The following is an 11,241-nucleotide window of genomic DNA, read 5'->3' as shown; positions in this document are numbered from 1 at the left end:
CAAGCTTATTGGCTTTCGCCGTTTCTATGATGCTGTACATCATGGCACTGGCGTTTGCGCCTTGTTGCGAGTTACTGAACATCCAGTTTTTACGGCCAATCGCGAATGGTCGGATGGCATTTTCAACCGGATTATTATCAATATTCAGTCGACCGTCTTCGGTATAAAGCGTCAGCTTTTCCCAGTTGTTATTCAGGTAACTGAGGGCTTGCCCTGTTTTCCCTTTCGGTAAGGTTTGAGCCATGGATTTATCCAGCCAGGCTCGGATTTTTTTCAGCTGAGGGACACTCTTTTCCTGGCGGATTCGATAACGCTCATCAACCGGTTTGTCTTTGATGGACTTTTCGATGACATACAGCACTTTGATCATAGTGATCGCCATATCCGCTTTGGTCTGCTTGCCGTTTTTACTCGGTGCGGTTTTTTGCGCTTCAATAAACTTCCGGCGGGCGTGAGCCATGCATCCCAAGTGGGTGATGCCTTGTTCATTGCCTGTTTTATAATAACCGGCGTAATCGTCGGTTTGAAGATACCCTTGATAATCGGGCAGGCGTTGTTCCACCTCCAAGCCTTTCCGGCTGGGCGCGTAATCAAATAAAATGACGGGGTTTGTCTGGGCCACCGGTTCGACGTACCCACATATAACTTTTACTTTCCGGGGGCTTATCCGGTTCTTTCAGGACTTGAACGGTGGTCTCATCCATATGAATGTAACCGCTGCTCATTAAGCGATCATTCATTAGGTTGTACAATGGCTGCAGAAGTTTGCTGCATTGGATCATCCAACGCGCTTGCGTATTTCGTGGTAAATGTACGTCTAAGCGATTGAAGATGGCGGCTATTCGATACAATGGCAACGCATCCTGATATTTGGCCACTGCAATGTGCGCTAATAAACCCGGAGAGGCATTGCTTTTTGGAATGGGCTGCTTAGGAAGCTCTGCGGTGACGACGCCTGTTTCGCAGGTTTTGCATGCGTATTTCTTTCGAACGCTCTGGATAACCTGAACCACCGCCGGAATGATGTCCAGTTGCTCACTGATGTCTTCACCAATTAAGACTTTCTGACAACCGCATTCGCAGACTTTCAGATGCTCTGGTACGTCATATTCCACACGAACTCGAGGCAGTGATTTAGGCAAAGGTTTACGACCCGATTTGGCTTTCGCGTTAGAAGGTTCGTTATGACCTTCCTCTGCAGAAACAGATTCCGCAGCCACAGGCGCTTGATCATTCGCTTCGACTTCAGCCTCATCAAACAGTTCGGCTTGATTCGGTGATTTTTCAGAGCTTTTTCCGAACTGTTTGGATTTGAACAGTATGACCAGTTCTTCAAGCAGGGCGATGCGAGACTGCTGCTCTAATACAAGCTGCTTTAAAGCTTCGGGATCATTCGGCAAAGGAGAGTTCAGGTGTGTATTCATGGCGATGGATTATACCCTGAAGGGCATGAATACCCTAAAGAACATAAATACCATCACATGATTAACTGACCGATTGAAAGTGTAATGTTTGATGAGGTTTATTGTTGAAGATATCCAGGCCATCTAAGAGTAAGTTTAACTGATAACCATCCAGCTCGATGCAGTCAGACTCAATTTGAGATAACCATTTAAAACGTTGTTTCTCCAACCGTTTGTACCAAAGTACAAAGCCGTTTCGTTCCCAGTACAGCAGTTTGATTTTATCTCGACGGCGATTGCAAAAGACAAACAAGGCGTTCGACATTGGGTTGAGATCCAATTCTTGCTCCACCAATGAGGACAAGCCATCAATGGATTTACGCATATCCACGCAGTCGGCATAAAGATAGACTTGAATGTGGTCTGCTGGCCGTAACATCAGGCTTGTCCTGTTTGAATCAGACGAAGTACGTCGGATAAGAGTGCCAGGGGCGCTTCAATGCGAACGCCATCCTTTAGCACAACGGAAATATTAGGATCAGAGGATTGAGTTGGTTTAGTGATCACCGGGATCAACTTATTCGGTTGCTGAGCGCGTTTAACTTTGGTTCGCCAATTCCCGAAACTGGCCACAGATAAACCATGCTTCTTACAGTAAGCTTCACGCGTTAAGCTACCGGCTTTCCACTGTTTAAAATGGTTTGTCCAGAATTCGAACTTTTGTTGGTTAGTCATTGAAATTTCCTCGATTGAAAACAGAGGAAAGAATAATCAATAAGGAAAGAGTGTATTAGATGGGGTTTATGGCTCGTTTACGATATATAGGCATTGTTGTATTAGACTCGGTGGCGCATGTATTCCGATCGCTTTTATCGGGTTGTCTTCACCATCAAATCTATTTAGGTATTGACGGTACCAACCGAGGTTTTTGCCCGTAGCGGAGTTTACATCTACCAGAATTTTTTTGTGCCTAGTACAGGCCAATACAGGAAGCAAAACCCATTGATATTTGCAATATCCAAGCTCTTCGAGACATTCCGGGCAAACCCGTGGATATTTAACAAGGATATGAGGAGTATCTATTTCACGTTCGAAAGACTGGTAGGTGGAAGCAAGCTTGGAGTGACATTCAGACAAGCCGATAGCCAAGAGCAATGGCGTTATAGGGAATTCACCAGATAGAATCTGATGGATAGGAGCTCGATTATTTTTCCAATTTAGACCAGCGTAATGCAGAAGATGGCCAATATGTTTAAAGCCATTTTTCTCCGCAATCCGAATCAAATAACTAACTAAACACTCGTCGTTTTTTAATATAGGTCTAGCCAGCAACATTAACTCACCCTATATCATATAATGGCCCTAAACAAATCTATTCAGGTTACCCATGTAAACCTGATGAGGGTTTTTCTTTTTAAATAGATCTTCTGATTTCTGGCACTCTGACACCCAACTTTTAATTCCTCTTAAAGCAAATATTGCCATCTTAATATTTTTTTCAGTCTCATCAGTAATACTCGAAAAGTTCTCAATGACACCGGCAACAGTAACACTTTCCATTTCCTTTCGTTCTCTAAACCCACTTACCTTTGTAAATATCTCAACAAGCTTAATGTCGGTCCCCATTAAAAAGTGACAATATCGCCAATATTCTCCCTCCACAGAAAACCAATGTCCTTTAATTGCTAGAGTATGCTTTAGATAAGATCTTTCTGTGAGTGTTATCATCCTCAACCAAAAAACTTCCGTCCCTGTGTAATAGCTAAACAACTTCGCAATATTTTGAATTCTATCTGAAGCAGACAATCCAATTAGCTTAGCATTCCAGATGGCTTCTCGTAGAGAATTTGCTGATTGCTCAGGAATTCCGCATGAAGAAAAATAAAAAACTAATGAACTAACTATTGACTGGTCTACATAGAACCTCTCAACTTCATTCAACACCGAATTCTGAATAGAATCAGAGTCCTCATAAAACTTAACTATCGACTCACAAAGATCTTTAGGAAGTAATTTTGGAATCGTATTAATAACTCCATTTTCAGCTATACCTTCTGGAAATATTGGATCTCCATGTACATGACAGTAGCGATAACTATTCAACCTCCAATAGAACCTAGTGTAAGAAACTTCTCTTAAGCATTTTTCACATTTACCTGATACCTTAGACCAAATATAACGTCGAGAATGCATATATCTGTGTGACTCATCTAACTCTATGTTCCGACTAAAAAGTCTCTCCATTGCCAGTCTAGGTATCGCATTTTTATTTAAATCATTATTGATCACCTCGCTCTCATGCTCAAAATAGTCAATTATCGATTTTTCAAATTTTTTGATATTTGTATAACCGTTACTTCGACCAATCCGAGCAACATAGTCAAAGATAAACTCATCATTTTTTTTCCTACCTCTATAAATTAACTTCATATTTTAGAAACTAGGCAACACCGTCCAAACAATAAACCCTTCCTCCATTGGAGATCCCGTATGTAGCATACTCAGCATCAACAATTGAATTTTTATTGGCTCGGTAACCAAAGTGCCAATCGGAATGAACAATAAGCTCCCGTAACTCTAGTTGCTCTAACGGCAACAAAAATGGATTGAAGCTATCATCCACACCAAAGCTACGCACCACATCAGCAAAAAGCTTCAAATTTATAGGCTTACCTTCCATTTTAGAAAGCATATAGGTGTCACTAATCAGACCAGCCGTAGCTGATAAGTTTCCGCTTGTAGCAGCAAAAATCCTATATGTAACGGGGATCTCTTCTAATTTCATTTCATCGGATATTCGGTAAGCATCTGATAACAGCTTTAATAGTCGCCGATAGTTATCACGTTCACTCTTTTGACTTATACGAAAAGGCGGGACAACATGACGATATGAAATACGCCGTTTCAACTGCTGGTTGGAATCAACAAGATATTTGCTCCAAGGCATCCCCATAAAAACGATTGGAATTTCGGTATCTTTAATAAGATCTTTGAATATGTCAGCGATACCAGTCACCACTTTAGCGCTACGTCGCTCAATGATGACTTGAATTTCATCAAGAATAAGAAGCTCTATACCAACCACGTCAATCAAGGTAATCAATCGACCGTAGAGCTCGCCTTGATTTCTCGCTCCCATTCCTTGCTGAGGATCACCAATTGCGATCAGTAAAGACCGTAAAAATTCTAACGGAGTGGAAATAGCCTTTAGCTCAAAATGAAGAACTGGAATATGGGTTCGTTCATCCAGCTCAACAACAGGGTTCTTCTTAACATAGTATTCGGCAAGAGCACTTTTTCCACTTCCAGATTCACCGGTAAGCAACAAGCAGGAAGCAACTCCAAAATGTTGTTTTTTATACCGTAGAACATCAAACAATTTGATCATCTCTGAAATGAAAGGGCTTTTTATGAATGGCTGATGGGAAGTCACTGTATCCATTAATCCATGCTCCACCCATCCATGTCTAAGTCGTCACTTTCAGTCTCCAAATCAATCAGCACAGCCTGTTTAGAATTATCAACGACCAACTTCATATCGCCGACGCCAATCTTTTCGGATCGAGCCGCTTTGGCGGCAGTGACCTGTGTTTTTCGCCTGGCATTTCTCGAATGAAACTCATCACGCTATTTCGATAACTGAACTCTTGCCTTCTGAAGATCCAAGTTATCTAACTTTGATTTTCCGATCGTCTTAGCTAGCGCCCTGATCTTGTCATGCTCAAAAGTAGATAACCTTGATGCATACTCAAAGTTTTCACACTCGATTTTCAGAAAGGTTTTATTTACTTCATCGCGTACCAGAATATATCCAATATCAAACGGGTTATACCGTATAGTGACAGTGCCAGGGCCATCCCTTCGGTACAAATCTTTCAACTGATTTGAGTTATAGTTCATTGAGAATATTCGAATTCCTCCTTTGCCTAGTTCTCTGGTGCCAGATGCCATGAGAATAGGGATCAACTCCATTTCTTTCTCAACCGGCACTGGGAAGTCTTTTTCTGATTCTAGCCACAATTCATTCGGAGTCATTCCGGATCGTTCAAGCGGCATATTATGATAAATTTCTGTAAGCCATCTAACGAAATAACGCTTGAACTCCGAAAATGTAATTTTCGCCTCTTGCCTCCCATCATACGTATCACCACACTTTCCTGCCTTTCGTACAACACCAGGTAAGTCATCTAATACCATTGAATTTACAATGCCAAAGAATCGTTCAACTCGACTTTTATAGTTTCCCTTTCGTATAGGACAATACTGGAATATTGAGCCTATTTCGTCAGCAACAGAGCTAAAATTCCTACCCCAAAATTCATTCCCATTATCGGTAACAAGTGTCATAGGTATGCCGTGAGCGGGCCAATTTGCTTCGCTACCAAGCGACTTCATGAAACCAGCTTTCGGCAAAAATGCATTTATACAAGCTATACAAACTGAAGCAAAGGAGGGCTTTTCAAAGGAGAGCTGAAAGCCAAGCACCATATGAGAATAGTGATCAATCAGAACAGTAATGTTAGGCCGGCCAAGTAATGTCTTGTGATCGTCATGAAGAACGTGAATATCTAGTAGGGTATGATCTATTTCAATTCGCTCTAGGATTCGGGTTGTTTCGATTCCACTTTCAGAACTCGCCAGCTCAGCCTGCAGAGCTCTCACACCCTGACGAGCCTTCTGCTTCTTTTGATACGAACTTTCTAAAACCCGAGATTTAACTGTATGATAATTGGGCACCCTTAGTCGATCATGAGGTTGATCTAAATTGTGTGCAATTATTTTCTCTTCAACATTCCGATAAATTGATGCCATTGAAGGCTGGCTGGAAGAGAAATAGCGTTTCGCTGCCGACCTAATTATTTCAAGAACTTTTAGATTTACCTTGGGTTCTCGATCACCTTTGAATCGATGCTTAGGATACAACCCACGCATTTTATTGCCTGATTTCTCAAAACTTTTGTACCAACCTCGAACGGACTGCCAATGAGGAGGCTTCTCACCAATTTCTAAAGACACCTCTCTTATTATATTTCCGGCACTTTTTTCTGTAATTTTACAGACACCATACTCTCTCAACTTTTTTACATATCGATACTTTCGATTAGTCTCCTTCTGCTCCTTTTCCGTAAGGTCAATAAACTTTAGATCTCCAAAATCTCGAGACTCTGCAAGTAGCCTGGCATCACCAGAAAAGTAAACTTCATCTAGCGAGACTACAGACATTTTTAAAACTTGATCATTACTTATATCAGCGAGAATAACTTCGCTCCTTCCTACAGACCTAATCATTGCCCGATCACAAGGAGTCCCTTCTTTAAACTCAACAATGACACCTTCCATCCACAAATCAATAGACATCGAATCTAACCTCCGTCGTCATTGTCAGGTGCTCTAAATTCATATCAAACTTTAGATAACCTAATGCCAGCCATGAATAAACCTCCCTAAGGCTAGTCCTATCTCCAAGAATTGCCATCATGCGAGAAAGTGGCATGGATATATCAATACCTTCGGCGCATAGATATAAGTTTCTCATATCCAGTGTGGGTCTTTTTCTGTATTGATAGAGTTTTTCGTAATTTGACAGAAGTGGTTGACGATAGATCTCGATCTCATCGACCATCAGAAAACCTGCATCAGTATTTTCAAGCGAATTCTCAAAGCTTGTAAAAAGCTCTTGATATCGACGCCCTTGAGCACGCTCCAACGGCTTTACTTCAACATATTTCCGCAAGCCAGATACGTAACAAACTTCGAAATCGGGTGTGTAAGTACGATGATGATCATCAACAGAAACGGTAAATGTTCGTGGTTGAGGGAAGTAGGTTTCAACACTCGAATCAAATTCGAGATGGAGACAATATTTTGATTCCAGAATGGACTCTACGAGAATTGATTTTCCGCCATTTGCCTTGATTGACGGAAATCGAACAATATTCTTAACAGCTGATTTTTTAAGCTTACGGGCTGGAGTGTTCATTATTAGGCGCATCCAGAGCTTCCATTACTCATACGATACGCCTTTTTATAATGTTTTCCTACAAACTTTTATAAACTAGTCCTATAAAATTATAAGTTTATCCTTCAATTTACAGTTTAAACCGTTGCCAGATTGCCCTTACTCTGCAACCACTCTTTGCGGTCTGAAGCTCGCTTTTTGGCAAGCATCATATCCAACACTTGATCTGCGGTATCCTCATCATCCAGCGTTAACTGAACTAGACGGCGAGTGTCCGGGTCCATGGTGGTTTCCCGAAGTTGCAGTGGGTTCATTTCACCCAAACCTTTAAAGCGCTGAACATTGACCGTTCCTCGCTTCTTCTCTGCTTTGATTCGATCCAGAACGCCTTCTTTTTCAGCGTCATCCAACGCATAGTAAACGTCCTTACCGATGTCGATTCGGAACAGTGGCGGCATGGCAACAAACACATGACCCCGCTCCACCAAAGCGCGGAAATGTTTTACAAATAAAGCGCACAATAAGGTAGCAATATGAAGACCGTCCGAGTCCGCATCCGCCAGAATGCAAATTTTGCCATAGCGAAGGCTGTCAAGATTTTCAGCGCCCGGGTCAACCCCAACGGCAACCGCAATGTCATGCACTTCCTGCGAGGCCAGAATCTCTCCGGAGTCCACTTCCCAAGTGTTCAGAATCTTACCGCGCAATGGCATGATGGCCTGAAATTCACGGTTTCGGGCCTGCTTTGCAGAGCCTCCCGCCGAGTCCCCTTCCACCAAAAACAGCTCACTGCGAGCCGTATCCTGGCCGGAACAATCGGCTAACTTGCCCGGCAGTGCAGGCCCTTGAGTAATCTTCTTACGCGCCACTTTTTTACTGGCTTTCATTCGACGCTGTGCATTGCTGATACAGAGCTCAGCCAACTGCTCGGCCACATCGGTGTGCTTATTTAACCACAGGCTAAATGCATCTTTGACCACGCCTGAAATAAAGGCCGCGCAATTACGAGAGGATAAGCGTTCTTTGGTTTGTCCTGAAAACTGAGGGTCTTCCAATTTGGCGGACAGCACATAACAGCAACGCTCCCAAACATCATCCGGTGTCAGCTTGATGCCTCTGGGCAGTAAATTCCGAAATTCACAAAACTCCCGCATCGCTTCCAGTAAACCTGTACGCAAACCATTCACATGGGTTCCGCCCTGAGCCGTCGGAATCAGGTTAACGTAGCTTTCCTGAATCAGTTCACCGCCTTCGGGTAACCACTGCACTGCCCAATCAACGGCTTCGTGTTCACCCGCCAAAGAGCCCACGAAGGGTTCATTTGGCAACACATCATAAACCTGAGTATGACCAGCTAAATAATCTTTCAAGCCGTCCTGATAGAACCATTCTTCCGTTTCATTCAACGCTTTTTGAACGAATATCACCTTTAAGCCAGGACATAAAACGGCTTTGGCTCTCAACACATGACGAAGTCGGGCAACCGAAAATTTGGGGCTGTCAAAATACTGAGGATCAGGTGAAAACTTAACTGTGGTACCTGTATTCTTTTTACCGACGGTGCCTGTGACTTCCAGCTCTTCCACTTTATCGCCGTGCTCAAAGGCAATATGAAACTGTTCACCACCACGCTTTATCGAAATATCAACCCGAACCGACAAGGCATTCACTACCGAAATACCCACCCCGTGCAAACCACCGGAGAACTGATAATTCTTGTTGGAAAACTTACCGCCAGCATGCAAGCGCGTCAGAATCAACTCAACACCGGAGACCCCTTCTTCAGGGTGAATGTCTACCGGCATACCGCGACCATCATCTTCAATCTCTAGCGAATGGTCTTCATGCAAGGTTACTTTCAGGGTTTTCGCGTGGCCAGCCAAAGCCTCATCCACGGAGTTATCAATGACTTCCTGAGCAAGGTGATTCGGCCGGGTGGTGTCTGTGTACATGCCTGGGCGTTTTTTGACAGGGTCCAGGCCACTGAGGACTTCAATAGATTCTGCGTTATAGGTAGAACTGGTCATAGATACTCTTCAACAGTGAGCGTACGAAATCAAAGATTTAAGATGGGTTAACCTTATGGAATTTTAAAACAGGATGCCAGTATTTTATAGCAAGAGGCGCTATTTATTCATGGCTTTGGCCAGCACTTTTGAAAGTGCATCCAAGGTATAAGGTTTGGATAAGAAGTCATTCATACCAGCGGACAAACAGTTATCTCGTTCTTCCGTCGAAGTCGCGGCAGTCAAGGCAACAACCTGCAAATCCTGATACTGCTCTTTACTTCTCAGTAATTTAGTGGCTTCGATGCCATCCATTTCCGGCATGTGATAGTCCATCATAACTAAGTCAAAGGTTTGCTTTTGCAATGCGCCTTCCACCATGGCACCGGTGTCCACGATTTCAACTTCATGTCCCAGCCGGGTCAACATGGCCCGAATGACTTTTTGGTTGGTTGGGTCGTCTTCCGCCACCAGAATATTAAGAGACGATGTGCTTATATCCGACCGGTCAACTGACAAGTTTTGCAGATCTGAGTCGTGTGCTTCAACGCCAAGTTTAAGGCTTACCGAAAAAGTGCTTCCTTCACCCACTTTACTGGTCAGCTTAATTCCGCCGCCCATCATCTCAGCCAACTGTCGGGAAATATCCAACCCTAAGCCGGTACCGCCAAACTCACGCGTGGTTGAAGTATCCGCCTGAGAAAACGGGCTGAACAAGTTTTGTATTTGTTCTTCCGTGATGCCAATTCCGGTATCAGATACCGTCATTTCGAAAAAATAACGCTGACTGTGCGGTTCGGTATACCCATCCAAGTCCACCGAGATCACACCATTTTCCGGCGTGAACTTAATGGCATTACCAATCAGGTTGATTAAAATTTGCTTGATGCGTATTTCATCACCGATCAAAAACGCAGGTATGTTGTCCGAAATATGCGTCTTAAGCGTTTGTTTATTTTTATGAACCGAGGCATAAAAAGTTGCACGGGCATCATCGATCATCTCTTGCGGTGAAAACCGGATTTCATCCAGCGCTAACTTCCCGGCTTCGATCTTCTTAAAGTCCAAGATGTCATTCACAACGTTTAACAAAGAATGGGCAGACTTATCAATAATGCCCGTGAGATAACTTTGTTCTTCATTTAATTCGGTTTGGTTCAACAGTTCGAGCATCCCGATCACGCCATTCAGTGGTGTTCGGATCTCATGACTCATATGCGCCAGAAACTGGGACTTGGCTTTCGAAGCCGCTTGCGCGGTATGCCGGTCTTGCTCTGCCTGATGCAGTTGTAATTGTAATTCCTGAGCCGCAACGATGTCCCGATAAGAGCGTAATGCCCCTAATACCGCCCAGGATAGCTTATTGGCCGTCAGTTCTGTTTTGGCTATGTAATCATTAATGTCGTATTCAATATAGACTTTATCGGCCGGTGCCAACCCCGGCTGACCGGTACGAATGATGATCCGGATGTTGTGATCTTTGAGTTCATTACGAATGTAGTTCACTACCTGAAGGCCGGCGTCGTCACTTTCCATCACCACATCCAGTAACACCACCGCAAAGTTATGTTCACCTGAAAGCGTTTTCCTTGCATCTTCACCACTGTACACACTGTGAAGCTCTAGACCTCTGCCCTCAAATGAGAAAGCCCGAAGCGTAAGCCGAGTAATCTGATGAACATCACTGTCATCGTCCACCACCAGCACCTTCCAGGGCGCCTTGGTTTGAACTTGCGGATCGTCATCAGAATCATCTTGAGCATCACTGAATAGCAGCTGCTCATCGCCCTCTTCGTCATCTGCGAACAGGTTCTGACTCAAACTTAATGAACTTGATTTCATCTCAAGCAATACTTCCTACCCATAACAGTTT

At 43.5% G+C, this 11,241-nt stretch carries 9 protein-coding genes and 1 pseudogene; all 10 read right to left on the bottom strand.

Features of this window, described 5'->3' with window-relative positions:
• Positions 1 to 1,370 (bottom strand): annotated as a pseudogene (gene tnpC, locus ABD744_RS23175) (IS66 family transposase); the annotation flags it as partial.
• A 115-nt stretch (positions 1,371 to 1,485) separates the two neighbouring features.
• A complete protein-coding gene (gene tnpB, locus ABD744_RS11890) occupies positions 1,486 to 1,842 on the bottom strand; it encodes an IS66 family insertion sequence element accessory protein TnpB (protein WP_344798722.1) in 357 nt (118 codons plus the stop codon).
• The gene (gene tnpA / locus ABD744_RS11885; RefSeq protein ID WP_344798721.1) at positions 1,842 to 2,138 is read right to left on the bottom strand and encodes an IS66 family insertion sequence element accessory protein TnpA; all 297 of its coding nucleotides are present in this window, start codon (positions 2,136 to 2,138) and stop codon (positions 1,842 to 1,844) included. Before tnpA ends, tnpB begins: the two co-directional genes overlap by 1 nt.
• Before the next feature lie 66 nt (positions 2,139 to 2,204).
• On the bottom strand, positions 2,205 to 2,738 hold the full coding sequence (locus ABD744_RS11880) for a TniQ family protein (protein ID WP_344798720.1): 534 nt from the start codon (positions 2,736 to 2,738) through the stop codon (positions 2,205 to 2,207).
• 27 nt (positions 2,739 to 2,765) lie between these two features.
• Positions 2,766 to 3,833 (bottom strand): TniQ family protein, encoded by a 1,068-nt coding sequence (locus ABD744_RS11875; RefSeq protein ID WP_344798719.1) that lies wholly within the window; start codon positions 3,831 to 3,833, stop codon positions 2,766 to 2,768.
• Positions 3,834 to 3,843: 10 nt separating this feature from the next.
• Positions 3,844 to 4,845, bottom strand: a complete 1,002-nt coding sequence (locus ABD744_RS11870) for a TniB family NTP-binding protein (protein WP_344798718.1) — start codon at positions 4,843 to 4,845, stop codon at positions 3,844 to 3,846.
• Between the two features lie 185 nt (positions 4,846 to 5,030).
• Positions 5,031 to 6,761, bottom strand: a complete 1,731-nt coding sequence (locus ABD744_RS11865; protein ID WP_344798717.1) for a Mu transposase C-terminal domain-containing protein — start codon at positions 6,759 to 6,761, stop codon at positions 5,031 to 5,033.
• Positions 6,751 to 7,383, bottom strand: coding sequence for a hypothetical protein (locus ABD744_RS11860; RefSeq protein WP_344798716.1), 633 nt, complete (start codon positions 7,381 to 7,383; stop codon positions 6,751 to 6,753). The genes ABD744_RS11865 and ABD744_RS11860 overlap by 11 nt, the downstream gene beginning before the upstream one ends.
• Before the next feature lie 116 nt (positions 7,384 to 7,499).
• A complete protein-coding gene (parE, locus tag ABD744_RS11855) occupies positions 7,500 to 9,389 on the bottom strand; it encodes a DNA topoisomerase IV subunit B (RefSeq protein WP_344798715.1) in 1,890 nt (629 codons plus the stop codon).
• A gap of 99 nt (positions 9,390 to 9,488) precedes the next feature.
• Entirely contained in the window at positions 9,489 to 11,210 is a 1,722-nt protein-coding gene (locus ABD744_RS11850; RefSeq protein ID WP_344798714.1) for a response regulator, read from the bottom strand.
• Between the last annotated feature and the right edge of the window lie 31 nt (positions 11,211 to 11,241).

This window comes from Litoribacillus peritrichatus, assembly GCF_039537985.1.
GTDB classification, from domain to species: Bacteria; Pseudomonadota; Gammaproteobacteria; order Pseudomonadales; family Litoribrevibacteraceae; genus Litoribacillus; species Litoribacillus peritrichatus.
The sequence above is the reverse complement of the archived record's forward strand: the minus strand, read 5'-3'. Positions and strand labels throughout refer to the sequence as shown.

What these genes read in the sequence shown, in the direction of transcription:
- tnpB (WP_344798722.1), bottom strand. Translation starts at nt 1,842, where the DNA reads ATGTTACGGCCAGCAGACCACATTCAAGTCTATCTTTATGCCGACTGC.
- tnpA (WP_344798721.1), bottom strand. Translation starts at nt 2,138, where the DNA reads ATGACTAACCAACAAAAGTTCGAATTCTGGACAAACCATTTTAAACAG.
- ABD744_RS11880 (WP_344798720.1), bottom strand. Translation starts at nt 2,738, where the DNA reads ATGTTGCTGGCTAGACCTATATTAAAAAACGACGAGTGTTTAGTTAGT.
- ABD744_RS11875 (WP_344798719.1), bottom strand. Translation starts at nt 3,833, where the DNA reads ATGAAGTTAATTTATAGAGGTAGGAAAAAAAATGATGAGTTTATCTTT.
- ABD744_RS11870 (WP_344798718.1), bottom strand. Translation starts at nt 4,845, where the DNA reads ATGGATACAGTGACTTCCCATCAGCCATTCATAAAAAGCCCTTTCATT.
- ABD744_RS11865 (WP_344798717.1), bottom strand. Translation starts at nt 6,761, where the DNA reads ATGTCTATTGATTTGTGGATGGAAGGTGTCATTGTTGAGTTTAAAGAA.
- ABD744_RS11860 (WP_344798716.1), bottom strand. Translation starts at nt 7,383, where the DNA reads ATGAACACTCCAGCCCGTAAGCTTAAAAAATCAGCTGTTAAGAATATT.
- parE (WP_344798715.1), bottom strand. Translation starts at nt 9,389, where the DNA reads ATGACCAGTTCTACCTATAACGCAGAATCTATTGAAGTCCTCAGTGGC.
- ABD744_RS11850 (WP_344798714.1), bottom strand. Translation starts at nt 11,210, where the DNA reads ATGAAATCAAGTTCATTAAGTTTGAGTCAGAACCTGTTCGCAGATGAC.